Source organism: Bradyrhizobium sp. USDA 4452 (assembly GCF_054063575.1).
The window spans coordinates 6,048,548-6,073,202 of the sequence record NZ_JBSSGK010000001.1 but is presented as its reverse complement, the minus strand read 5'-3'; the positions used below and the strand labels follow the sequence as shown (position 1 = coordinate 6,073,202).

At 58.5% G+C, this 24,655-nt stretch carries 24 protein-coding genes and 1 pseudogene; 13 read left to right on the top strand and 12 right to left on the bottom strand.

All coding sequences use genetic code 11. The annotated features are described in order from the left end of the window. Window positions 1–211: 211 nt before the first annotated feature. Genes ACVISU_RS28810 through ACVISU_RS28770 form a run of 9 tightly spaced genes read right to left on the bottom strand, consistent with a single transcriptional unit; the run spans window position 212 to window position 6,765 of the window. The gene (locus ACVISU_RS28810) at window positions 212–487 is read right to left on the bottom strand and encodes a flagellar biosynthetic protein FliQ (protein ID WP_456709136.1); all 276 of its coding nucleotides are present in this window, start codon (window positions 485–487) and stop codon (window positions 212–214) included. A 1-nt stretch (window position 488) separates the two neighbouring features. Beyond that, window positions 489–1,154 (bottom strand): type III secretion system export apparatus subunit SctR, encoded by a 666-nt coding sequence (gene sctR / locus ACVISU_RS28805; protein WP_456709135.1) that lies wholly within the window; start codon window positions 1,152–1,154, stop codon window positions 489–491. Continuing rightward, entirely contained in the window at window positions 1,147–2,202 is a 1,056-nt protein-coding gene (gene sctQ / locus ACVISU_RS28800) for a type III secretion system cytoplasmic ring protein SctQ (protein WP_456709134.1), read from the bottom strand. The genes sctR and sctQ overlap by 8 nt, the downstream gene beginning before the upstream one ends. 57 nt (window positions 2,203–2,259) lie before the next feature. Then, on the bottom strand, window positions 2,260–2,796 hold the full coding sequence (locus ACVISU_RS28795; RefSeq protein ID WP_456709133.1) for a hypothetical protein: 537 nt from the start codon (window positions 2,794–2,796) through the stop codon (window positions 2,260–2,262). Then, on the bottom strand, window positions 2,772–4,121 hold the full coding sequence (gene sctN, locus ACVISU_RS28790) for a type III secretion system ATPase SctN (protein WP_456710926.1): 1,350 nt from the start codon (window positions 4,119–4,121) through the stop codon (window positions 2,772–2,774). Before sctN ends, ACVISU_RS28795 begins: the two co-directional genes overlap by 25 nt. 2 nt (window positions 4,122–4,123) lie before the next feature. Beyond that, a complete protein-coding gene (sctL, locus tag ACVISU_RS28785; RefSeq protein ID WP_456709132.1) occupies window positions 4,124–4,747 on the bottom strand; it encodes a type III secretion system stator protein SctL in 624 nt (207 codons plus the stop codon). Then, the gene (locus ACVISU_RS28780; RefSeq protein WP_456709131.1) at window positions 4,744–5,361 is read right to left on the bottom strand and encodes a nodulation protein NolU; all 618 of its coding nucleotides are present in this window, start codon (window positions 5,359–5,361) and stop codon (window positions 4,744–4,746) included. The genes sctL and ACVISU_RS28780 overlap by 4 nt, the downstream gene beginning before the upstream one ends. Before the next feature lie 22 nt (window positions 5,362–5,383). Beyond that, window positions 5,384–6,223: a type III secretion system inner membrane ring lipoprotein SctJ gene (sctJ, locus tag ACVISU_RS28775; protein WP_456710925.1), complete on the bottom strand. Its 840-nt coding sequence runs from the start codon at window positions 6,221–6,223 to the stop codon at window positions 5,384–5,386. Window positions 6,224–6,255: 32 nt separating this feature from the next. Then, window positions 6,256–6,765, bottom strand: coding sequence for a nodulation protein NolB (locus ACVISU_RS28770; protein ID WP_456709130.1), 510 nt, complete (start codon window positions 6,763–6,765; stop codon window positions 6,256–6,258). Window positions 6,766–7,030: 265 nt separating this feature from the next. Between ACVISU_RS28770 and ACVISU_RS28765 the strand changes: the two genes are divergently transcribed. Together ACVISU_RS28765 and ACVISU_RS28760 are read left to right on the top strand one after the other, a co-directional pair. Beyond that, a complete protein-coding gene (locus ACVISU_RS28765) occupies window positions 7,031–7,672 on the top strand; it encodes a secretin N-terminal domain-containing protein (protein WP_456710924.1) in 642 nt (213 codons plus the stop codon). 297 nt (window positions 7,673–7,969) lie between these two features. Continuing rightward, window positions 7,970–8,599 carry a hypothetical protein gene (locus ACVISU_RS28760; protein ID WP_456709129.1) on the top strand — a complete coding sequence of 210 codons (630 nt, stop codon included), beginning with the start codon at window positions 7,970–7,972 and terminating at the stop codon, window positions 8,597–8,599. Window positions 8,600–8,952: 353 nt separating this feature from the next. On the opposite strand, the pseudogene ACVISU_RS28755 reads toward ACVISU_RS28760, so the two are convergent. Then, window positions 8,953–9,668, bottom strand: a pseudogene (locus ACVISU_RS28755) (IS5 family transposase). A 388-nt stretch (window positions 9,669–10,056) separates the two neighbouring features. On the opposite strand from ACVISU_RS28755, the gene ACVISU_RS28750 reads away from it, so the two are divergent. The 8 genes from ACVISU_RS28750 to ACVISU_RS28715 all read left to right on the top strand — a co-directional run bounded on the left by ACVISU_RS28750 (window position 10,057) and on the right by ACVISU_RS28715 (window position 18,060). Further along, on the top strand, window positions 10,057–11,862 hold the full coding sequence (locus ACVISU_RS28750; RefSeq protein WP_456709128.1) for an HrpF/NolX family T3SS translocon protein: 1,806 nt from the start codon (window positions 10,057–10,059) through the stop codon (window positions 11,860–11,862). Between the two features lie 862 nt (window positions 11,863–12,724). Continuing rightward, on the top strand, window positions 12,725–13,021 hold the full coding sequence (locus ACVISU_RS28745) for a hypothetical protein (RefSeq protein ID WP_456709127.1): 297 nt from the start codon (window positions 12,725–12,727) through the stop codon (window positions 13,019–13,021). Between the two features lie 73 nt (window positions 13,022–13,094). Continuing rightward, window positions 13,095–13,301, top strand: coding sequence for a nodulation protein NopA (locus ACVISU_RS28740; protein ID WP_076828259.1), 207 nt, complete (start codon window positions 13,095–13,097; stop codon window positions 13,299–13,301). Window positions 13,302–13,415: 114 nt separating this feature from the next. Then, window positions 13,416–14,306 (top strand): SctD/MshK family protein, encoded by an 891-nt coding sequence (locus tag ACVISU_RS28735; protein WP_456709126.1) that lies wholly within the window; start codon window positions 13,416–13,418, stop codon window positions 14,304–14,306. A 33-nt stretch (window positions 14,307–14,339) separates the two neighbouring features. Then, window positions 14,340–14,879: a hypothetical protein gene (locus ACVISU_RS28730; protein WP_456709125.1), complete on the top strand. Its 540-nt coding sequence runs from the start codon at window positions 14,340–14,342 to the stop codon at window positions 14,877–14,879. Window positions 14,880–14,881: 2 nt separating this feature from the next. Continuing rightward, a complete protein-coding gene (gene sctY / locus ACVISU_RS28725) occupies window positions 14,882–15,310 on the top strand; it encodes a type III secretion apparatus assembly chaperone SctY (RefSeq protein WP_456709124.1) in 429 nt (142 codons plus the stop codon). 8 nt (window positions 15,311–15,318) lie between these two features. Further along, entirely contained in the window at window positions 15,319–17,430 is a 2,112-nt protein-coding gene (sctV, locus tag ACVISU_RS28720; protein ID WP_456709123.1) for a type III secretion system export apparatus subunit SctV, read from the top strand. Window positions 17,431–17,640: 210 nt separating this feature from the next. Next, window positions 17,641–18,060, top strand: coding sequence for a tetratricopeptide repeat protein (locus ACVISU_RS28715; RefSeq protein WP_456709122.1), 420 nt, complete (start codon window positions 17,641–17,643; stop codon window positions 18,058–18,060). Between the two features lie 331 nt (window positions 18,061–18,391). Here the strand turns inward: ACVISU_RS28715 and ACVISU_RS28710 are convergent, their stop codons facing one another. Then, window positions 18,392–18,577 carry a hypothetical protein gene (locus tag ACVISU_RS28710; protein ID WP_456709121.1) on the bottom strand — a complete coding sequence of 62 codons (186 nt, stop codon included), beginning with the start codon at window positions 18,575–18,577 and terminating at the stop codon, window positions 18,392–18,394. A 786-nt stretch (window positions 18,578–19,363) separates the two neighbouring features. On the opposite strand from ACVISU_RS28710, the gene ACVISU_RS28705 reads away from it, so the two are divergent. From ACVISU_RS28705 to ACVISU_RS28695, 3 genes are all read left to right on the top strand, one after another. Continuing rightward, window positions 19,364–20,074 (top strand): hypothetical protein, encoded by a 711-nt coding sequence (locus ACVISU_RS28705; protein WP_456709120.1) that lies wholly within the window; start codon window positions 19,364–19,366, stop codon window positions 20,072–20,074. Window positions 20,075–20,946: 872 nt separating this feature from the next. After that, window positions 20,947–21,696 (top strand): hypothetical protein, encoded by a 750-nt coding sequence (locus ACVISU_RS28700; protein WP_456709119.1) that lies wholly within the window; start codon window positions 20,947–20,949, stop codon window positions 21,694–21,696. Between the two features lie 59 nt (window positions 21,697–21,755). Next, on the top strand, window positions 21,756–22,475 hold the full coding sequence (locus ACVISU_RS28695; RefSeq protein WP_456709118.1) for a hypothetical protein: 720 nt from the start codon (window positions 21,756–21,758) through the stop codon (window positions 22,473–22,475). Window positions 22,476–22,702: 227 nt separating this feature from the next. On the opposite strand, the gene ACVISU_RS28690 is transcribed toward ACVISU_RS28695, so the two are convergent. Further along, window positions 22,703–24,523 carry an NEL-type E3 ubiquitin ligase domain-containing protein gene (locus ACVISU_RS28690; protein WP_456709117.1) on the bottom strand — a complete coding sequence of 607 codons (1,821 nt, stop codon included), beginning with the start codon at window positions 24,521–24,523 and terminating at the stop codon, window positions 22,703–22,705. Window positions 24,524–24,655 lie beyond the last annotated feature (132 nt).

Below are 24,655 nucleotides of genomic sequence, written 5' to 3'. Positions count from 1 at the left end.
CTCGAATTGAGTGGATGACAATTTCAGATGAGGTCATTCCTCCTCCGAAGGCCGATCGAGCTGAACAGGACAGTTCGGATATCTATCCGTCCCATGATAATGAGGCGAGCTTTCGGTAAGCTGACGAAACTCGTCTCTTCCATGGTTCAGAATGAGGACAGACAAGCGCGACGCCATAGCTGCAGGCTTGGTCCGCCTTGCGTTCCCCGCACTAATACCTCGCTGTGAGCGCCGGGAACTCGGTGAAGATGTGCTGTGCTTGCTCGATCAGTGGCGCGCTCAGCACCGGGGCGAACAGAACGAGCACCGCGACGACGACGAGGAGCTTCACTGTCAGTGGCAAGGTTTGATCCTGGAGCTGGGTTGCTGCCTGCACGATGCCGATACCCAGTCCGGCCGCGAGGGCTGCCAGGAGCGGGGGAAGAACCCAGATCATGAATAGGACAAGTGATCGGCTCAGGTGGGTGAGGATGCTGGCTTCGTCCATCTCAACCTCCGGGGGTTGCGTAGCTTAACACCAGTCCGTGCATGAGCCGCGACCAGCCGTCGATTGTGACGAACAGAAAGAGCTTGAAAGGAACGGATATCATTGTTGGTGACACCATTGACATGCCCATGGCCATCAGAATTGTCGTCACGATCAGGTCGATCGTGATGAATGGAAGATAGAGAAGGAAGCCAATCTCAAATGCACGCTTAAGTTCCGAGATCAAAAAGGACGGCACGAGAATTGCAAAATCATCGGCTGTTGCGTTGCTGCGCATCTCGTCCGACCAGATATGTTCCGTCGATGACAGGAAGAACGTGCGCTGCTCCTCAGTAGTGAACTTTTTGAGGTGGGCGCGCAGCGGCTCGCTGCCCTCCTTGGCGGCGGTCAACCAGTCGTCGGCGGTTTGGTAGCGAAGTTGCGGATCGGTCACGCGGTTGTAGGTCTGCTCGAACACTGGAGCGCCTATGAACACGGTAAGAATCAATGCAGCGCCATACAGAACGACATTCGGTGGTATGGACTGAGTCCCGAGCGCGTTGCGAACCAGGAACAGAACGACAGAAACCTTTATGAAGGCGGTCGTTGTGACGACTGCGAACGCCAGCAGGCCAAGGCCGACCGTCGCCGCAAGAAGCGCAAGGATGCTCGGTTGAATGTCAACCATTGACTGCCAACCTGCTACGCAACCGGATCCCAAGCGCGTCACCAATGCGCACGATATCGCCCCGGCCGATCAATTGACCGTTGGCTACAATATCGACCGCACCGTCCAGGGACCGCCCAAGTTCGAACACGTGTCCCTCGTTGATGCTTCTCAACGTACCCAGCGGGATAGGCCAGCGGCCGCATTCGAACACAAGCGTGATCTCAACACTGTCGATGTCGGCTTCCGAGGGCGGGATTGCTTGTTCCGTTTGGGGGCGTATCGTCATATCTACATACCTTAGAGGATGGGGCTGCAGGCGGAATGGTCCGCGAAGGACAAGTCTGTCGTCCACGGCCTGCGCCGGCGCCCACAACTTGTCCGCCGTGAGGATCAGCTGGCTATGGGCAAAGGGAATGACGTCGGGCAGTAGTGCGTCGCCCGGCTGTGCTTGGCGAAGTAGCCTGACAGGCGCCCGCAGCGAGCCGATCTCTGTCGTAATCACGACCGGCAATTCCGACGAAATCTTGCCTTGCTCTCGCGGTAATTGGCCGATCAATTCGCCTAACAAGCGAAACGCAGAAGGAATCCGACCATCAAGCGGTGCGAACAATAACAGGCGGGCCTTTCCCGCCAGCGCTCCGATGGCAACATCGAGCTCCAGATAGGGGTCTTTGGCCGTTGCGTCTTCGATGCGGATCAACTGCACATTCGATGCGAGCACGTTCTCTAGTCCAGCGATCCAGGGTTCCAGTGCGAGCTCGAGAACGAGCGAGCGGGTTGGGTCGGAAGGTAACGTAAGGCCCTGCTGGATCGTTGAAATCAGTGTCTCGACGAGAAGACGAGGTAAGGACAAAACAGCTGTCTCGCCGCCGGCGCCAAATACGCAGTCGAGCATCGACATGTCATATGGCTCTGCCTGCCAGACAAGACGGCTCACACGGATGGATAGTGGCTTGTCGCCATGGCGGCTCTGGAAGATGGTACGCCGTGCGGCAATCTCGTTGGCCCACGAGACCACTTCATGCGCCAGCTTCACCGCTGGCTGAAATAGTGCGGGTTCAGCCACGGCGCTTACCGACAGGTTGCACAGGCGCAGTTCGTGACGTCATAAAAGAACAAGCCATTAGAACGCCCCGCCGATCGTCTGGCTGCGCGAACCACCCCGATATCGGAGCAAAACCTCGTCGTCGGCGTCGATTTCGGCCGCAGACTCCGAACGAACGGCGCTCGCGCGCTGGACATTGCCCTCAATCTCTTGCCATTTCTGGCTCGCCGCCGAACGCCCGGACCATACTGCCCGCGCCTCACTTACCGCCCGCTGTGCCTCCTCATGCGCGATGCGTGCCTGCTCAAGCGCCTGACGCGCCGATTCGATCTCTGCTGCCAGTCGCCCAGTGACGAGTTGACAGCGTCGATCGAGTTCGGTCACGGACGTTATGCCGAGCGCCGCCAGTTCCCGATAAAGTTCAGCTTCGACCTTGGCGCGATGCTTCTGCGCGGCTTCAAGCCCCTCAGACGCCAGCTGCAGCGCGTCGGCTGCAATTCGGCGCTTGGCTTCCATGTTCGACAATTCACGAAGCGCGCTTCGCTCCCTCATGTCTTTCACCAGCCGCAATTTCGACGCTTGCACGGGATTCAGGCCGTGAGACGCGACATCCATGAAACGGTCTCCTCAAAGCTGGACGGCTCGTCCTGTCCCTGGCGCAAGAATGCGCGCAGTTCCTCGATTGAATCGATTGCTCGATCAGTCAGTGGGTCGCTGCCGGGCTTGTATTCATCGACCTTGATCAGAAACTCAGCTTCATTGTAGCGCGAGAGCAGATCGCGGAAGACGGAGGCCGCCTTGCGATGTGGCGCGGAGGCGACCGCATCCATGACACGACTTCGGCTCGACAGCACATCGATGGCGGGAAAGTGCTCGCGCGAAGCCAGTGCGCGCGAAAGAATGATATGACCATCAAGAATGCCGCGCGACTCTTCGGCAATCGGATCGCCCGTGCCGTCACCTTCGACAAGCACTGTATAGAATGCCGTGATGGAGCCCCGCTCTCCCATACCGGCACGTTCCAACAGACCGGGCAGCAGCGCAAAAACGGAAGGAGGAAAGCCGCGTCGGGTCGGAGGTTCTCCCGCGGCGAGGCCGATTTCGCGCATCGCGCGGCTAAAGCGCGTCAGCGAATCCATCATTAGCACGACCTGCAGTCCTTGATCCCGAAAATACTCCGCGAGTGCGGTCGCCATATGAGCGCACTGCGCCCGCTCCATTGCGGATCGATCGGATGTCTCAACGACAACGATCGTGCGCGCAATGGCATCTCCAATATGACGTTCAATGAATTCACGCACCTCGCGGCCGCGCTCTCCTATGAGTGCAACTACGGTGACGTCAGCGGCCGCCCCTTTTACGATTTGCGACATCAGCGTCGACTTACCGCACCCAGCATCTCCATAGATTCCGATCCGCTGACCTTCGCCACACGTCAGAAGCCCATCCAACACGCGGACGCCGAGAGGAAATGGCTGCTCGATGCTACGCCGTTTCATCGGGTTGGGTGCCCTGCCGCGGAGCGGACAAGTGTGGACCGTCTTTATGGGCCCCTTGCCGTCGAGTGGACGGCCGAAGCTGTCGATCACGCGACCGAGCAGGCCGGGCCCGACCGACACTTCCTGCATGCGCCCGGTCGGGACCACTTCCGCGCGGTGTGACAGGCCTACCATGTCGCCGATAGGCGTCAGCAGAACCCCATCCGGCAACAAACCGATGACTTCGGCCTCAAGCGCCCATCCGGATGCGTGATCCTGCAACAGGCAAAGTTCTCCGACACGGGCCCCAGGTAATACGGCATGAAGTAACGTGCCGATCGCTCGCGTGATCCGTCCCCGCACAGCACGCGTATCGACATCTTTTGCTGCGGACCTTACAGATGCCAGCGCCGCACGCAAATCTCCTTCTCTGGCCGCTAGACCAGGGCCTGATCGTTGCATCGTCACGACTCGCCTTCCTGAGAGGACGGATCAAGGCTGAGACGCAATTTGCGGAGTTGTGCGGCAAGTCCTAAATCCACATTGCCGAACTCGCTCCACAAAACGCACTGGTCAGGTCCCATAGCCGGGTCCGGATCAATTCTGACCTTCGGCCGACCATTCGTTCCGTCGAACGCCTCGAATTCATGTCTTAGTGCATCAGCATTCACAGGAGACACGTGAAGGCATACTTCCGCGCTGCCATATCTTTGCTCGACGGCGTGACGAACGGTTCTTACCAGCATCTCGCCGGGATCAAAGGAGCCCAACAGGTCGGTCAATATCTCAAGGACGAGCTGTGGCAACTCCTGCTGCAGAACGGCTTTTCGCCGGGCCACATCGGAAGCAGCTCGGGCGATCAGCTGCGCCATTTGGTCCGATCCCGACCTAAGACCCTCGCTGTGGCCGCGCTCCCGCTCCTGCTGATAGGCTTTGCTTGCCCAGCTGCGAACTTGCTGCAGATATCGGTCGGCTAGCGCACGCGTCTGCACCGCATCGTACCAGATACCGAGTTCCGCGGCTGGTATGAGTGGACCAACCGGCCGTATCCGCGGGCTATCTAGCTGGGCCATCTCATTGGCCGTCATGCCGCTGGCGCCTCGTTGGCCAAGTGGGCTACCACCAAAGACAGCAAACGACCCGCTGCGCTGTGGTGTTCGGCTGCTGGGGATTCGGCGGCGGTCCCAACACGTAAGCGGAAAAGGACGCGCAGACGGTCAAGCTCTGATGCGTCCTTGAGCCAGGCACCAAGGCTCGCATATCCGTCATGTTCAATCTGGCTCGACAGTTTATGCGGATCGACAATCGATGTGGTCGCGACTGCAGCAGATAAGTGTCGGATTGCGAAAGCGTGCGCTTCCGCACCAATATTTTCGATCAGAATCGCCACATCATGCTTTGACACAAGCTTCAGCACCGAACGGGCATGCCAGATACTGCCAGCGAGCAAGGCCGCCCGACGCGGATCATGCCCGAGCAGAACGTCCCTACCCCAGTCAGTTCCGTTCGAGGCCAGCTCACTTAGCAGCAATTCGGCCAGTCTTTGCTGCAACCTCGGAGTCTTCTGCAACTGCAGCACCGTGGCCTCCGACAGGAGCCCATCAAGATGGCCGGCCAAACGGCTCGGATGGATCAAGGCGGCAAGCTCGCGCCGGCGATCGGAATGCGCGTTGAGTGAATGATTTTGGTCGGGTGATACCATCGATACGAACCTGAATGCCGGCCTATTTCGCATCGGAGGAGAGCTTCTTGCCAGCGGACTGGACCGCTGGCTTGCTGGCACCACTGCCGAGATTTATCAGCTTACGCCAGGATTGGCGAAGTTGCCCCCCGCGTGCGCTCAGCAGCAGGCAAGATACGATGCCCAATACGGCGAGCGCACCGCCCGCGCCGATCGCAATGGGAGCCGCGACGAACCTGGTTGACTCGTTTGACGCTGCCGCTGGCGTAACCGAGACCTCATGCTGAGTCCGCTCGACGGGCACGAACACGACTGCCACTTTGTCGTATGATAGACCTTCGATGCTATTGGCGACGAGCATCTTGATTTGCGGCAGCAAGGCTGAGAGCTTCGCGCTGGAGGCGTGCCGAATGAAAACCGACGCCGAGGACGGGGTTGCATCCTGCCGCAGCAGATCATTCTTCGGTAGGACGACATGAACACGGGCGGAGAGAACCCCATCAATATCGTTGATCGTACGCGACAATTCTTCACTTAGGGCATAGACGTAGCGGGCCCGCTCCTCGACCGGAGAGGCAACGAGCCCCGACCCCTTGAACACCTCACCAAGGCTCTTGAAAGGCTGGCGCGGCAAGCCCTGGTCATTTAGCAACTCGATGGAATAGGCGAGCTGCTTTTCTTCGACCTGAATGGTGCTCGTCCCATCCTTACCGACGACCCGGATGGCATCCACGCCCCTGCTCAGCAGCAGCCCAAGCATCTCGTTGGCGTCACGCTCCTGCACTTTGGTATACAGATCCGTTTTGCAACCGGTGAGGGTCGGTAAAAGTAGCAGCAGAACAAGAGCATGAAGCCGCTTGCTCGCGGGCCGACCGTTACCGATCTCACCTTTCGTCAAGACAGCCAACGGCCCACTCAGCCTGCTGATAGAAGTTTATTCAGAGATGAACTGACGGCACCCGTACCCTTGGAGATGAGCGAAACCTGGACGACGCCGTTGTAAACATCGCGCAAATTCGTCAGCGCCGAATCGAAATGATCCGCACCTTCCGGCTTGCCTGCCGGATGCACCTCGACTTGCTGCGGCCGCAGGAGCGGTTGCGCGGCCGGCCCAAGCTGGAAACTCTTCGCAGGATCAACGCCGCCGACGAGCGTCGGCGAAACTGCATCTCCAGGAAATGGTTTGCCCTGGTGGATAGCAGAAATGCTCTGAAGGACGCGATCGCCAAGCGGGCTCGCCGGCGTGACGGCGCGCTGCACTTCCGGCACTGATGAAACTGGCGCGCGCTCGGTCACAGAAGAGTCGCCCCCCTGTTTCAAGGCGGCCTGCGCGAGACTCTCGTGAAACTGAGCGTGCGCCAGCGAACAGCCGCTGGAGGCACACTCGACGGGGTTGGCGGAGACCGACGCAATTCCAAGCAACATGGGAGAAATCATTTCTGTCCCGCGGTGAGATTAGCCATTCGCTCTCATGAATGGGCTGGCACCCTAGAGACCCAAACTGACCAAAAGCTGACGAGCATCTGTCATCTAATAATCACGGTTGGCTTCCAATTTCTGGCGAAGCGTCGGCCTCCAAATTTTGGGACGAATTCCGGTGCTTGGTCTCAATTAGAAGAAAATCGCTGGAATGCTCATCCCGTCTACAAGGTTGCATATCTTGAAGAAAGTTCTCTGTCTTGCTGTTTTCATGTGCTTGGGCGCCATCAAGGCGCTCGGTGCCCCGCTGGCGCTGCCGTCGACGCCGTATAGTTACACAGTGCTGGATCAGGACCTCGCGACCGCGCTGCAGGAGTTCGGTAACAACCTCAATATCAGAGTCAATATCAGCACCGGGGTGAAGGGACGAATTCGCGGGCGAATGCCGGACCTCCCACCGCGGGAGTTTCTCGAACGGTTGATCAGTCTCTACAATCTTCAATGGTACTACGATGGGCTGGTGCTCTACGTATCTGACGCGCATGAGGCGCAAAGTCGCCTTCTGATACTGAATCCGATCAGCTTTGACGCGTTCAAGGCGGCGCTCGACGCACTTAACATCTCGGACGAGCGCTACATCGTGAGAGCCGTGCCGGGAGATGGCCTCGTCTTCGCGTCCGGTCCGCCTCGCTTTATCGCGCTTGTGGAGCAAACACTCAAAGGACTGGTGACGGAGGCACAGGCGCGACGAAACCCGAACGGAGCCGAAAAGCCACCGCATGAGTCGGTCTTGATGCTGTTTCGCGGATCTTCCAGCGTGGTCGTTCGCGAAGGACGCCCCAACGACGCTCCTTCACCCGAGCTTTCACATCAAGACGGCGTGGATCACGCACCCGATACTGGTAAGAAATGAACGGATAATAACAGATGGGTTGGGAAGAGATGTAGTTTCTACCTATGCCTCTGTCAGCTTTTCGAAAGCTGCAGCTGTCATGACGAGAGGGCGGCTGTCCAGCGGCGATGCCGCAAGACAGGCGATAAAGGGCCGGGCCTGCACCACGGATGCTCGAGCCGAAAAGGGCAAGCAGTATCCGTGACCTGCTTTTCAGCCTTAGCGTTTCATGCGAGCTTTTGAAACGCTCTACGAAGTCCGTCATGAACTTCGCCGCATCGGTTGAGAGCCGCTTTGTTGTACAAAAGGAGGAACAGGATGGACTTCAATGCGCTAGGCGGAGCAGACAAGAGCCCACCGCCCCGCTCGCCCTCATCGCCCACCGATCGAAGTGAGTTTGAGCGTGAACTGATGGCATTGCATGAAATGCCTGGATACAGTCAGGACCTGATTTGGCAGGAGCTTGGAGGCCGACCGTCGCATGTCGGGCCATCATTGACCGTCGGCGAGCAGTCCAATTCCCAACAGGCGGCCGCTCAAGATCGCGCGGGCTCCTCCGATTTCGGCAACGACCCGGTTTGGCAAGATCTTGAGCCTGGACTCATGCACGCGGGGTCGCCTCACGCCGGACGGTCCGAAGGGCGGCCCGCGCTGCCCGCACGCGTCGCGCCGCCGGAACTTGGCGATTTCGTCATGGCGAACGGATATCTCGCCAGGGAAAACTGGGTCTTTATCGGCCAAACAGCTTCACCTGCTCAGATCGAGATGCTGAGAGGCCGTGACGTCATGCCGAGCAGAAATGTCCGGACTACAACGTTCACCATCCTGGGTGTGCCTCACACGGCGCAATGGCGAGCAGAAGGGTTCATTCGTCTCGAACCGTCGCTGGAAGCCGCTTTTAGGCCCGCAGGTTCGGGCGAACGCCCGCCAGGTGACCAAGCACAATAAGATTGACAGATGCAGAGTGCATCTGAGATTCGAGGCGTCAGAGTGCCATGCACCGCTCAACTTTATGGGCGATGGATTGATTCGTGCGGCCACCCCAGCAATCTGATCCGGTCATGCTGCATCGCCCCGATCGGGCAGACGCCAATAACTCGTTTGACACGCAGGCGCGAGCTGGCTGAGCGCTGGTGAGTTGCCGAGAGATGTTGCGGAACTCGCGATGTGTTGCATGAACCAGCGCACGCGACTCCTGCGAAGAGCGGCAGACTCGTTGGCCTGGCTGTCGCAGAGGCGACCGAGCACCGAAGCAAGCCGATGCCGAACTGAGGACCGTCGCCGCCTAGGTGGTGTGGACACTAGCGCATCCATAGAACAATGGCAGCGAGAGTGACGACGGCCCGGTAATTCCGGGCCGTTTTTTCGAAGCGGGTTGCGACACGTCGGAACTGCTTGAGCTTTGAGAAGCAGCATTCGACGAGATGACGCTGGGCGTAGAGATGCTTGTCGAGTGGGTATTTGAGCGCGCGTGACGGGTTGTTGGGAATGACGGCGAGCGCGCCTTTGGCGGCGATAGCTTGGCGCAAGTGATCGGCGTCATAGGCGGCGTCGGCCATGACGACCTCGGCGGACAAGCCTTCGATCAATGCGGCGGCTTGCGGTGCATCGCCCTTCTGACCCGCGGTCAGCGTGAACCGCACCGGACATCCCAAGCCTCGAACGGCCAGATGTATCTTGGTGCTCAGGCCCCCGCGCGAGCGGCCGATCGCCTGATCTTCAGACCCCCTTTTTTGGCGCCGGCAGCGTGCTGATGCGCCCGAACGATGGTGGAATCGACGATCAGATATTCGAAGTCCGGATCATCGGACATCGCCTCGAAGATCCGCCACCAAACACCCTTGATGCTCCATCGGCTGAAGCGCCGGAACACGCTGTTCCAATCGCCGAAGACCTCCGGGAGATCGCGCCAGGGAGACCCCGTACGCACGATCCACAGCACTCCTTCAACGAACATTCGGTTGTCGCGCCCGGTCGAGCCCTTCTGATCCGGGCGCCCTATGATCAACGGCGCCATCCGCTTCCACGCCGCGTCGCTCAATACCAAACGGTCCATCACACCCAAGGCGGCCTCCCCAAAAGCAGCCTTGAATCTGATTTGCTCCTAAAAGGGAATCCTTAGAGTCCACACCACCTAGAGCGACGTCATTTCTCAACTCATTGTGAAATCCTTTGAGCGCCGTCAGCTTCTCGAAAGCTAATCGCTCCTACCATACGGCGTGAATATCTAGACGGCGATATGCCTATAGATTGTAGCCAAACTGAGCGCTGGGAGCGCTGTGCAATCGGAAGCAAGCGGTAGGAGCCATTGAAGCCTATCGACATCTCTTGCTCGTTGTTCGCCGCGATCTCAGGCTGCGCCACATAGCCAGCTTGTGGTGCGATCTCAAATCAGAGGACGTATGATGTCAGTCAACAATCTGCCGCTAACCACCAGCTCGAATTTGGCTTTGTCGGGGCTAGCTTCCGGGCCCTCGCCGGCGCGTGACTTTTCAAGCTTCGAGGCGGTGCTGGTCAGTTTGTCGTTGAAGGACGCGACTGACGAGCATTCCCCCCCGCAAGGTCCGGCGACCGAGGACTCGGCCAAGCAACTGACGGAGGAACTCACGCAAGAGGTGCGGAACATCATCCCGCCGGAGATTAAGGCCGCACTGGACGCATGTCAGGAGACCCCCGAGCCGTCCTCTGAAGAAGCCTCCTCGGCTGCGAACGCCCCAAAGATTGCAGAAGCCCCCGTACAAAGCTCCAGAATTACGTGGAACAGCGGCGCCCCGACTGAGGCCGAGCTGCAGATTGTGTCGGTGCTGATCCGACACAAGGACAAATGCCCGCTGGATTGGAAATCTCTGGGAGATTTGGCTAACGATCCCTCCACACCGCCGGATCTAAAGGCGGCCATCGAGGCACTGCAGCGAGACCCCGAGCTCTTCTACGCGATAGGCTCGCAAGGCGACGGCCGCTGCGGCGGTAAAATCAAAGCGGGTGATCTCTCCGGCTTCTCCGATCACCACCCGCAAGTTGCTGAGTTCCAGGAGCAGCGGGCAAAGAACTATACGCAAAACTACATCCCCTCCGACGGCAGCGGCGATGGCGAGCCATCGGTTATGATGCTGACCGATGCATTGCGCGAGCTCTATCGCTATTCCGACAACCTGCCCAAGAACCTAAGCCTATCGGATTTCAAGCAGATCGTCGACGGCGAAGCTAAGACGGGCAAATGCCCGCCGCAGGTTCTCGCGGCCGCTCAATACTTCCTCGACCATCCGGATGAATGGAAGCAGTTGTATGGCGGCTCGATAGACAAGGTCCACAAAGAGGACTTTCTGCAGGTTGCTTCATCATCGGTTAATCTCACGAAAGCCGAGCTCGATACGCTCGACACGATCAGCAAGAACCAAAGCGCCTTTTTCGGGACGGGCGACCTGACGCGGGAAAAGCTGGCGAGCATGGCCGATGACAAGAGCCTCGCGCCCGAGGTGCGAAAGGCGGCATCCCAGCTGCTGTCCGACCCTGTGCTGTTCGGGTTGATGAACAACGCGATTACGGGCTACAAAACCCACCACAAGTTCTTCGACTTCGGCGGCGGCCATACGGTCGATTCCGGCAATATCAGCAAGAGCGACTTCAACCAGTTCTTCAGCAACATGTCCGGTGCGAACCGCACCGTTCAGCATGTGAAGACGCATGCCGCCCGAACGGCCGCCGAGAAGGACGCGGTCGCGGACATGACGATGGGCGTGGCAGACCAGCCCGACATCAAGTCTCCCAAAAAAAACGGCGGCGCCTTCATGCACGCAATCAATGACGTGCTAAAGGTTGGCTCGAAGGTACTCGACTGGGCCGCGACCGCAGTCGGTGTACTTAGCTTCATTCCAGGCTTGGGCGAATTGGCCGATCTGGCGTCAATGGTGCTCGAAGCCGAAGCGCAAGCTGCAAATCTTCTTCACACGGCGATCAGCGGTGGCAATATAAAGCAAGCGCTCGAAGAAGCTGGCCTGAACCTTGCGGCACAGGCGGTAGGTTTCATCGGCGGCCCTGAGGTCAAATTGGCAATGCGAGAAGGCTTGGTGAAGCAGGCAATTCAAGAAGCAGCCACGGCGGGAGTCAACCTCCCGGTTTCGGTAGCCCAATCCTACGCGGAGGACTACCTGAATAACTTGAAGGCTCGCATCGAGTCCGAACGCATGCAAGCTGCAGGCGCTAACGCCTAGCCGCATCACACTATCTGTCAGGATCAGGCTGAAAACGCCAGTCGAGCTTGTGCGGCTTACGCGCGGTCGGGTCTCCCTGCCGAGCAGTCGGTCGCGCAAGCTCTACCATCCTCGATGCCGTCCGCCGGATCCGAGGAACTTGCTCGCTCTTCACTGCGCACAATTTGTGTAGGCCGCGCCCGATCGCGCGAGGCCGACCTCAAGTCCAGTCTGCCGCTGCGAAGGTTAATCGGCTGCATACGCAGCCCGGCAAGAAGGTCGATGCATTAAAGCCGCGCGACAGAACCGGTCAGAGGTGCGGAGCCTGCCGGCTTGCGCAAGGATCAGGAGCATGCTGATCGCAGAGCGCCAGGGCGATGGACCGCTTCTCGAGCCGCAGGCTGCTGTTCGCTCTGCATGAAGGCGGGCCCCCGATTGACGGATCCTTCATGAGCCCGCCAGGACCGAGGGATCATCCTTGACCGCTGAATCGCCGTCAATCTGGCTTTCCGCCCCGCTCCAAACCAGGTCAAGCTCCGTCCCGCTGCGCCCGGCCGCAAGAAAATTGTCGAAAGACCCCGCGGGCATCGAAAGTGACGTCAGCCCGGGATTGCAACGCGTCGACTTCAAACGCGATCTATTAATAGTCGCGTTAACATCAGCCTGCTGAAGCTTTCGCCTTGATGAGCAGCGATCCGACCCGATCGAGCTCCACAAACGAACGTTTATCCTGGTACATACCATCTGATCTGCAGCTTTCGTAGATCCAGCATCGGCCCATTGCATTTTGTAGAACTCGTCAGCTTCTCGAAAGCTAACGTTTGCACATTGGTGGGCGGAGACTTCCTCCATTGGCACGATTGAATTGACATAGGAGAACCCGATGCGCGTTACAAGCTCCAGCGCCACTGGGCACGTTGATGCTGACCTCCATGCGGCTGGCGGCAAAAGCAGCGGCAAAAAAGGATCTCACAAACCTGACGAGCGCGATGAGCATGGCCGATCGCCAGATGTGAACAGTCCCGTAAACGGCGGCGCGTCCACGCCAGGCGGAACCTCGCGCGAAGCCGCTATGCAGCAAGCATTCAACGTCGCTCTGGGAGCCGCTGCTCTGCAGCTTGCAAATAGTGCAATGGGTCATTTTGACGACGTCATGGCCGAAACAGAAGAGGATTCCTGACGTCGCATGTTGCGACGGCAGGAAATTGGGAGCCGCACGTTGCGGCGAAATACAAGCAAACAGGAGAACTAGTATGACTAAGGGTGTTGGTGCAGCTGGCACCGCTGCTGCTGCAACCGCTTCCACCGCCGCTGAAGTTGCTGGAGAGGCAGCATTCCAACGGCAAATCGCCGCTCTGACTCTCACCAGCACCAAGGCTGCTGAGAGGGATGTGGAACTCCGCGTCGTCTCGACCGAGCTCTCGACCGTCAAGAAAGCAGCCGATGAGCGGGTGCAGTAAGGGATGAGGTGGGCGACGTACGTCGCCCACTTTCTCGGGCTGCTTAGTCCGTGAAGTCGCAACGGGCCGTACGGTTTTGCCGTACGGTTCCGTTCGCTGTTCAGGAGAGCGACCGTGAATGAGCCACATCGCTGGCGTTTCGAAGTGCTGCTGGGGTGCTATTCTGGGTTAACAGGTGAATTGGGGGTCGGATCGTGTCTGATCGGCAGCAGCCTCGATGCTGATTTAATCTTTGTCGAGCAAGGCCTCGAACCGCACCATCTTCGTGTTACCCCGCATTCCAATTCCATCGAGATTGAGGCCCTGGCGAGCGACGTCCGTGTCGACGGGCACGACACTGTTTTGCCTAACGAGCCCGTCGTTGTCCCTCTTCCTGTCGTCCTGCATGCCGGCCAGATGTCGATCCGTTGGTCTATCGAGGGTCTCGAAAAAACTAGCTCTATCGATCGCCGGCGTGTGTCGCTCATCGGACTTGCCTTGGTTGTTATCGGCTTTGCCGCGGTTGGCGCATTAACGACCAGTTTTGTCCAGACCGACACCGCTGCGGTGCCAAGTTCCTCGCCTCCTGCCGCGGACATTGCACCCAAGCTGGCGCTCAGCGCTCCTGATGCTCCGACCACCGATGCAGCTGCCGGGCTGCTGCAGGAAGAAGTTGACAGAGCGGGCCTTGTCGGCATCAAGGTCGGTTCTGGGGCCGGGGTTGTCACGGCCGACGGCAGCGTTACGCCCGCTGCACTCGCCGCTTGGCAAGACATCCAACAACGGTTTGATCGCACTAGCAACGGTGCTTATACGCTCGTCAATGCAGTCGCCATCAAGGATGAGAAGATACCTTCCGCAATCGGGATCCAGGCTGTGTGGCGCGGCAGCGATCCTTACATCGTCGTTGCTGGCCAAAAGTATTTTGTTGGCGCGCTGTTGAGCAATGGATGGACCGTCAACGGAATTGAGGAAGGGCGTGTTCTGCTGAGCCGGAATGGCCGGCTTTCCGCTCTGTCTTATTAGTGTTTCAGGCCGCAGGTAAGGAAGCAAAGTGCCATGACTAGGCTGCCCCCCAATTCCGTCGAGCCTGGCCCATCTTTTGAGGGACCAAACGTTGATCATCATGCATCTGCTATCACGCCGGTCAATTCTCGAGCCAAGTCCATCGGGATCGATCGGACGCGCGGCAATGATGACAGGAGTCACGGCGCAATTTCCCAGCATAACGACGCGCCCGATCGCTTGGTTGAGGGCACGATCGACAGCGCGCTCGAGCTCGGTTCGATCAATGCGATTTCGCGCGTCAATCTCGACGAGGCCCGCGCCCAACCAGGTCAGATCGAGCCAGGCTCGGAACTCGCTTGGCTTAAGGGGCCTAATCTCGCGCATAGCCTGCTCTCTTTCGTGACGCCGCGGCTACGTCATTCGCACGTTCTGCGTCCCGAGCAACACGGCCCTCTTTTGGAGCGTTTAGCCAATACGCTATCTGCCGCGCCAGAGGATTTGATGGCACGCGAAGGAGCCACCCTTCTGCAGCTGGAGCTGCAGCGGTTAATCTTGCTCCGGCAGAGCCACAACGGCTTGATCAAAGGCTAGCGATGGCCGAGCCAGACAACCTGCAACACGTCACATCTACGCAGCCGCCAAACGTTTCCGACGCCGATGCTCTCGAACTGGTCTCTGGGCCGGAGCGAGATTTGCTCTGCGTGCTTTCTTATATCTATCTTTCGTGCGGGCAGAGCGCAAAGAGCCTGGCTCTGTTGCGGCTTGTTGCTCACGAACACTCTCGAGACATCGGCCTGCTGCGGATTCTGGCCTATGCACTCATCTCGGAGCGTCGCGGTGACGAAGCACTGTCGGTATTGGATCGGCTTGACAAACTAGATGGCGAGCCGTCTTCGTCTCTGCCCTTGATGCTGATGCGCAGCCACGCCCTGCGCCACGCCGGCCGCATGACCGAAGCGCAGGCCGTCTTCAAGCGCTATGTTTCATTGCGCGGCAACACAGCTCCCGCCAAACAACAATAAGGCTTCTCATGGCCAACGTTCTACGAAATCTCATCACGCGCGCGCCCGCCCACCCGGACTTGATGGTCGCGCTGATGCTTCTTCTGGCGATCGGAATGATGATCATGCCGATCCCGATCGTCGTGATCGATATGCTGATCGGCTTCAATCTTGGCTTTGCCATACTGTTGCTGATGGTCGCCCTGTATCTCAACACGCCGCTCGACTTTTCGTCCCTGCCGGGCGTGATCCTGATCTCCACTGTTTTTCGTCTCGCTCTTACCGTTGCAACAACGCGGCTGATCCTGGCCGAGGGCGACGCCGGCAGCATCATCCATACGTTCGGCGATTTCGTCATATCTGGCAACATCGCCGTCGGCATTGTCATATTCCTGATCGTAACCATGGTGCAATTCATGGTTCTGGCCAAGGGCGCCGAACGAGTGGCAGAGGTGTCGGCGCGCTTCACGCTTGATGCGCTGCCGGGCAAGCAGATGGCGATCGACGCAGAGCTGCGCAACGGCCATATCGACCAGCACGAAGCCCGCAGCCGGCGCGGCGTGCTGGAGCGGGAAAGCCAGCTTCACGGCGCGATGGACGGCGCCATGAAATTCGTGAAGGGCGACGCCATCGCCGGACTCATAGTCATCTGTATCAATATGCTAGGTGGTATCACGATCGGCTCGCTCTCCAGGGGCATGTCCCTTGAAGAAGCGATGCATCAATACACCATCCTGACGATCGGTGATGCGCTCATTTCGCAGATCCCGGCCCTGCTTCTGTCAATTACGGCCGCAACCATTGTCACTCGTGTCAACGGTCCTTCCAGACTTAATCTAGGCGCCGATATCGTCAACCAGCTTACGGCCAGCACACAAGCGCTCCGGCTGGCCGCCTGCGTCCTGCTTGTGATGGGCCTCGTTCCTGGCTTCCCTTTGCCCCCCTTTGTCATACTGGCCGCGCTCTTTTCCGCCGCCAGCTTTGTCAAGGTTGGCGAGCCAGAAAACAAGACCGCTCCCAAGGCCGGCGTCAGTCCCTCCGGTTCGGCTCCCGCTTCCACGCAGGCTCAGAAGCAAACCCTGCCTGCCGAAGCACTTCCGATTACCCTATTGCTAGCGCCGAACCTGATGAAGGCAATGGACGTGGGGGAACTCGAGCGGTGCGTCGCACGGGTTTCGGCACTGGTCTCAGCTGATCTGGGCATCACAATTCCACGCATTCCCGCCCAAAGCGCAAACCACCTTGCCCGATCGCAATTCAGTGTGGCCGTCGAGGGCGTGCCTGTAGAAGAGGGCGCTATTGACCCGACAAAGCTCCTGCTTGATGACGACGTAGCGAACATCGAATTGAGCGGCATCCCCTTCTGGCAGGATCCAGACACGAATCGGATCTGGATCGAACAGGGCCATGCGGCTGCTCTCGAAGCGGCCGGCATAGGGCATCACGGACCGAGCGAAATCATCGCCTTGCGCGTCCGGTCCACGTTGACGCGCTATGCACAGCGCCTGGTTGGCATTCAGGAAACGCGCCAGTTGCTTGGCCGGATGGAGCAGGAATATGCCGATCTGGTGAAGGAGGTGCTGCGCACGACACCGATCCCTCGGATCGCGGATGTCCTGCGCCGTTTGCTGGACGAGGGCATCCCGATCCGGAACACCCGCTTGGTTCTGGAGGCGCTTGCGGAATGGAGCGAACGGGAGCAAAACACTGTACTGCTCACCGAATATGTGCGCTCTGTTCTGAAGCGGCAGATCTGTCACCGCTATGCCAACGCACATCGCGTTGTGGCTGCCTTTATCGTCGAGCGTGAGACTGAGGACATCGTGCGGGGTGCCGTGCGCGAGACCGCCGTCGGCCCATACCTCGTTTTGGAGGACCGGCAAAGCGAAATGCTGCTCTCCCAATTTCGCCAGATCCATTCAAGCATCGCGCGCAGCCAGAACCAGCCAGTTATTCTAGGTTCGATGGATATCCGGCGTTTCGTTCGCGGCTTTCTCACCCGTAACGGAATCGACCTACCTGTCCTTTCCTATCAAGACCTCGCCGCGGATTTCACGGTCCAACCGATCGGATCCGTGAAGCTGGCAGCCGCCAAGGACAAGAGCCCTTCCCCGGGCGGTCTGCTGAGCGCTGCGAGTTGAGACTGCACGGCAGATCATCGTGAGCAGGCTATGAATTCAAATGGAACCAAACGTCGCCGACGCTTGTGCTTCGTTAGTCCAGGCCCATGGCCGGCTCTGCCTGCGATGCTCACTATTGTGATGCTAACCGGTTGCGCGAGCCCGTCCGATCTTTCGCGCCAGCAGCGGTCCACGTCAGACTTAGCAAGCGCCAAAGAGTTTGACCCCGCCATGCGCGAGCGCATCTCGCGAGCTCTCGTTGATGCTGATGAGCAGAGTCTACGCGCTACGTTGGACCAACAACCGGACAACGTCAATGCGGCAATTTCCCTTGCACGGGCCTTGTTGGCGCGCAACTCAGCAGATGAGGCACTTCAGGTGCTCAATGCGGTACTATTGGCAACACCCGGCGACCTGCGCGCATTGAATGCCAAAGGCGTAGTACTCGATCAACAGGGGCGCCACGAGGAGGCGCAAGTGCAATATCGTCGAGGCCTCGCGATCGAGCCCACAAATACGATGCTGCGCAGCAATCTCGAGTTGTCGGCCGCACTTGAAAGCAAGACGGGCATCCGAAACTCCAATCAGGAGTTGCAACCTGGCGACCAGTACGCATTAGCCAGATCGAGATCTCACAGCCGACAACCGTAAATCGCGGATGCCTATCCATGTCAGTCGGCTGCCCGACAGACAGCCAGATAATAATCGCGTGCAGAGACTACAAGGCGCATTTGGTTTCGAACGATGTTGTCGCGAGGAGCGGAACTTTATCGTGTATAATCGGGAGACCGAGCGCTGTCTCTTGGCTAAATGGCGTGAGCCCGACATGCGCTCGCTTGGACGGAGCAGGCCTCTACCCTCAGCTAGACGCCGGTAGGCAGCCGATCTTTCACACGACTTCGTAACCAGGTCACCTGGCCAGTATTCTGTATCTTGAGTTTACCTATTCTTGGGTAGCGGATCTTTGGAACGTCCGGCCACTTCAACGAAGACATGCAGGCGAACAATTAAAATATCTCTCGAGCTCCGCAACCGCGCGCTCCTCCCACTCTATAGCTTGCGCCAGCAATGAGCCGCCTTGTATTGGCCGAAATGCGGCGGCCTGCCGGCACAGAGACGCTATCGCGCGATAGCGGCGCACATTTTCCATAACGGCAAGTCCGGTCATGTGCGGATATTTCCCCTGCTGTCCCAGGCGAGAACTTGCTGCATAACAGTTTTCGATCCGTTAGCGGCAAGGGCGAAAGGCGCGAATGGTTGGCAGATTCTTGCCGGCCTGACAGCCGATGAACCTTTCCCAGGAGATGATCCTCCATCAAACGCGCTTCGGCATTGCCGGCCAAGGGCGCCGCCGCTCCGCGTTTGCTCCGCATACATCTTCAGCCAGGCAAGAGTATAGATGAAGAACAGGAGCGAGGGCACGTCTCGGCTTGCACAACAATCGAGCGACCTTTGTTACTGGTTGGATTCCAATTTGACGTCGCATGCGGAGGCCAACGTTATCAACCCCCGCGACGACGAGGCCAAGGTTTGGAATCGACGCCGACGTACATCGACGTCCCTTGGTGCCAGTCCGAACCTCGGCCCCATGCCACACTACAGGGCTAATTCAACGCGGTCCAGACTGACCGATCCGTAGCCCGAACCAGCGGCGTCGCTGGATCTGGAGACATTAAGCCCATCAGCATGACAGCCCGCCGAGGCAGCACTCCCAGCGTCAGGTGCACCATCTTTCGCCTCCGAACGAGAGTCGGGCATTCGATTTGCGGCCCTGGCCCCAAGCAGTTGCTGCCCCTCTCGGGTGACGCTTCGGTCAAGGCTGACGTCTCCGACCTAGAATCAACTCGCCAAAACAGATGGGTGACGGCACGTGTTGTTTGCAGCAGACTGCCTTACAAGCGCTCGGTTAACAATGGCACGCTGGCGCACTCGCACCGCGATTAGGGGCACTCAGATGATCACGCCGGTTCGGCGGAACTGGAGTCCAAAAGAACTATTCAATTCTCTTACGCCAGCGATGTTCAACGCTGAGCCGTCGGCTATACGTGCGCGTTGGGATAAATTGTGGCCTGACCTGTACACGGAGTATGACGCCCGGCACTTGAAACAAGAGTTAGCCGACCGACAACTCATCGTTAGCGATGAAGCTGCGGCATTCTTCAGCGCCTGGGCGATCGACGAGGAGCGCCACACCGATGGCTTCATCCGCGTCATTGAACTCGTCGCCAATGGATCCGAAAAGGATCTTCGGGAGAGATTAGACGCTCGGTCGCACGATTTTGGTCCAATCGGTGAACACCTGAAGGACGAATTCTCCCTGATGGTTATGATTGCATTTGATGAGATGTGCACCTGCCGTGCCTATGCGGCAGAGAAGCCCTTCTATGACGCTCTTGGCAACACCACGTTTCATCACTGGCTGAGGGAAGTGATTGCCGACGAGGCGGTTCACTCGATGAACGCCGTGAACGTTATCCGTGCGCGCCACCGCGACCGCATTGGCCAAGCGGCCTCAATTCTCGATAACCTAATCCGCGCAACCGAAAGTCTACGCTATTCCGGAACCTTCGTCCTCGACTACTTCGGCGCAGTGTACTCCAAAGAGCTGCTCGCCGGCTCTCGCCTCGTGACTATGAGAAATATCAGCAGGCCATTCACGGTGTAGCATGGAATGTTGACAGGGATCCTATCGAAGCTTGAGTCGCGCCACATCGCCGCCCTTCGCCTAACTTTCCATCGTGCCAGCTGGCCCAGCTCTTCATTTGCGTTCGAGCGGTTTCGACGACCGCGTCGGGAAGCCGCAATTCGACGCCCGATCTTTTGCAAGTCCGCCTTAGCTAGATAGATGCGGTTGGCATTGCGCCTGATGTTGTCGGACCGGTGCCCGGATTCCCTGCCTAACTTGTCCGCGACAAGATAATCCTGCTTCGACGCGAACAGATGCAGGATTGCGATTTGCGCCGTCGTGGATTCAAGCGCTCGCACATCCCGACGCCATCCTACGAGGGAGAGAGCGAGTTCGTACCCACCCATTTTTGAAACTGACAAGCCGCGCTCTAGTGAAAACGTCATCACGCGTCTGGAGACATTGGATCGGGCCAATCCATGTCGAACGAGCTAGATCCGCAACTTTTTTCAAGGCCAATGTAGCACCACATCGATCCTGTTTACATCGAGGTTGAAAGCTGACGCAGCGTAAGATTCACGCCCTTCATGCCAATCCAACAATCGGTAGATAGAACCTATCGTTATCGCAACGACCACCAAGCTCACGGTTGATCCTTTGGTCGCCGACCTTTCGGCTACTCACAAACCTGACGTAGATCACGAGCAGAAGCGATTACTTGCTGCTCTCGGCGTGCGTCGGCGTCTCAATCAAACGACGCAACTCGCTTGATGTTGAAAACGTTCATCAACCTGAGGAGCTCGCGCATCGACAATTCAATTACCCTTCTTTCTGCCATGTTCTCACCCAAAGCAGAGACGCGCCGTTGCGCACTTCGCGCGCGGCAATAGCGAGTGTCTCAGGAGAATTTGATGGTGAAGCCAGTTGTGATTGTGGTGGGCGCGGACAAGGGAGGAGTCGGCAAGACGACCGTATCACGGACGCTGCTGGACTACTTCAGCGTCAACAACGTGCAAACACGCGCCTTCGATACGGAGTCTCCGCGAGGGACGCTGAAGCGCTTCTATCCCGGCATCACCGAGATCGTCGACATGACGACGACCGCTGATCAGATGAAGATTTTCGATACCCTGAACTCCGGGCTATCCGTCACCGTCATCGACGCTCGCGCCGGATTGCTGTCCACAGCACTGGCCTCCTTGCGCGACATCGGATTTCTGGATTCGGCGCGGTCCGGCCAGATTACCTTTGCCGTATTCCACATCCTAGGATCGTCTATCGCTTCGCTCGACGAGATCGCGGAGACCGCTGCCTTCATGGGCGGCGCGAAGTACTATCTGGTTAAGAACTTCATCAATGACACTCAGTTCTTCCAGTGGGACCAGTCGACCTATAATTCCTATTTTCACCGCATCAAACAGGCGACCGAGTTGACCATCCCGAAGCTTAACGAGATGGCCTATGAGCAGGTTGAAGTCGCATCCGTCCCGTTCGTAGATTTCGTGGCAAACAAGGGCCGCAACGATGAGCCCGCGAACAACTCTTTCGTGCTGCGCGGTTATGTCCGGCACTGGTTGGCAAATGTCTGGAGCGAATTTGATCGCATCAACTTGACGGAATTGGCCGGCGCCAAGTCCACTACTCGAAGTGGCGAGAAGTAGTCGCATATTCTTGCGGGCCAAGAGCAGGCCCACATACGAACGAGATTGATCTGCTGGCTATGTTAGCGACCCCGATCTACATCATCTGCTCTCCTAGCCCGCAGGTCGGAAAAACCCTCATCGCTCGCGTTCTGAGCGAGTTCTTGCTGCTCAAAGACGGAACCGCCCTGTCGTTCGATGTCAATCTAAAAGAGCCATCACTGCTCGATTATCTCCCTAAGATCACCGAGACCGCCAATGTGACGGACACTTACGGCAAGATGCAGCTGATGGACCCGCTCATCGTTCACGATCGGATACCCAAGGTGATCGATCTCGGCTTCCATGCCTTCGACGAATTCTTCAAGATGTGCGAGGAAATCGGCTTCATAAAGGAGACGGCGCGCCGCTATGTTGCTCCTATCATTCTCTTCATCGCAGGCGCTGACCGCATTTCCTTTCGCGGTTATGACATGCTGCGGCGGCGGATCCCGCCAGCATCGCTGGTCACCATCCACAATGAATTTGCGCTGCGCGGCGGCTTACCTGAAGTCATGGATGGCGAGCGGGTGCTCCAGATTTCCGCGCTGCCGCTGTTTCTCAAGAGATATATAGACCGACTTGGCTTTTCCTTCACCGGATATCTGCGGGACGAAAAGGACTGGTCCACCGAGCTGCACCAGTGGATACGACGAAACTACACGATGTTCCGCGATCTAGAATCGAGTTTGATGCTGCGAAGCTCCTATCGATCGCGTGGAACGAACATCGAGAGCCTGCGTTGCACAAAGGCAACTTGAGGTTGAGACTACTCGCTGGCTATTTGTCCAGCTTATGAGCAGTCGTTTGACCGACGCCAACGGCTTTGCCCATAATGAAATGCACTGTGCGAATCCCCGCCTGGATTTGGTGCAAATCAAGCGTACTTTTCCTTGAGCTCATCCGCCCCCAATCGCGCGACCGGCAACTGCCCTCTTGGGCTTTGCGGACGGCCGAGACGCATCGATGATCTTTCCAGCGGAGGAGCTCATAGCTCGAAGCCGAGCTTCCCGAGCACCCGGTCCATGACCGTGCCTTTTATCTCGCGGGCGATCTCGTTGCGTATCTGAGCGCCGAGCACCCGCTCGGCATCGGCGTCTCCCGTCAGACCATCCTCCGCCAGCCGCCGATCCAAGCGGGCTTGAAACGGCTCACCCATCGCCTCGACGAGCCGTTCCTGCATCTCGGCATAGTCTTCGGGCGCGATGCGCCTTAGCACACTTTCCCATGGCTGCCATCGGGTCGCCAGGAACTGCGGAAATTCCGTCGATTCCTCGTTCCGCACTGCCGTCTCGGCCCTCGCGACATCATCCCCAGTAACGTGAGAGACGCTCATGAAGCGCATGTCAGGAGCGATGTGCCGCAGCTCCAGCGCATCACGCAGTTGGGTTTGGTAGGCAAGGTAGACCTCGATCTCATCGACGTCAGCGTCCGGATCGGCACGACGAAGCGAGTTGACGGTCTCTCGCGCAATTCGGTCCAAGGCCTCCAAGCGAAACATAACGCGGCCGTGCTGGAGCAGTTCGCCAAGGCGTCCGTCATAGGCGCCGTCTTCGACATCCGCGTTCAGGCGTGCGCTCTGCATGCCGTTCCAGGTCAAAGTGACGCGATCTTCGCAGCTCGCGCTCGCTCCGGAGGCCAGTTCGAAATACTGCTCGCGCAGATTCGGCCTGATGGCTGCCTGCCGCAGATCTTCAGCGACCGCGTGCCGGAACGCGTCGCTACCATAGTTCACGGTGCCGCGGAGCCTGTCGAGAAAGCGTGCATAATCTAGGGCACCTGGCTCTTCGGCGAAGGCCTGCCAAGCGGTTGTTGCTGCCGGGCCGCCCTCGAGCCAGTGCGTGACAACCTCCTGCAGCGACCGCGGTTCAACTTGCACCGCGCCTACGGTGTTCGAGAAGAAAACCTGCGGGCCGGCATAGTCTCCGGCATGCATGGCGGTCGCCAGGCCGGCTTGCACCGCGTCGGACAGGGGATTGTTCTCCAGATCAACACTCGCGTTCCAGCTGAGCTGTGTCAGCACAGTCGCGGGCACGTTGGTTAGCTGGTTGTTGCTGGCGGCAAGCCATAGCAGTCCGGCCGGAAACGTCTCGGGCAGACTGGTCAGCCGATTATGGCCGGCACTAAGCCATTCAAGCCCGGGCGGAAGAGGCTCGGGCAGATCGGTCAGCTGGTTATAGTCGACATTCAGACGCTCGAGCCCGGCTGGAAGCTCGGGCAGACGAGTCAGCCGATTGCCCGCGACGTCCAACTCTTGAAGCGTCGGTGGAAGGCAATCGGGCAGGCTGGATAACCGATTGTTGTCGACATTCAGGCGCCGCAATCCAGGCGGCAGCGCTTCGGGCAGGCTGGACAGCCCGTTGCTAATGGCATAAAGCCGCCGCAGACCGCGCGGAAGCTCGGGCAGGCCGGTCAACCGATTATTGTTCGCATAGAGCCGCTGCAGACTGGCCGGAAGAGTCTCGGGAAGGCTGTGCAGCTGATTGTTGTCGACATTCAGGCGGCGCGAGCCGGCCGGGATCGAGGCCGCCAAGGTGGTCAGGGACAGGGACGACAGATCTATTGGCTCATTGAGATCGCCCGTGTCCCTCCAGGCCCTCATTCGACTTACCGCCAGTTGCCGATCCTCATGCTGCCCCTGCCCGTCTTCGGCAGACCAATCCGTCAAGACCTGATCCGGCAAGTCCGCAGACGCCTGCGCATCTGTCAATGCTTCGTCCCATTGCGATGAGACCGGAGACCCAGGTTCGGAGCTTTCCCAATCGGAAGCTCCGGAAGGAGTCCCAGCGCCAAGTTGTTCTGCATTCATAAATATCGTCTCTTCGGAGCTAAAGGAAGTGAATGCACCGGGGGCGGCATATCATGAAGCCAGTAGAGTCCCGCTATGGATGCGCTTCATCGGCTGACGCACATCACGAAGCGGTGGCCACTGCTTGGTGCG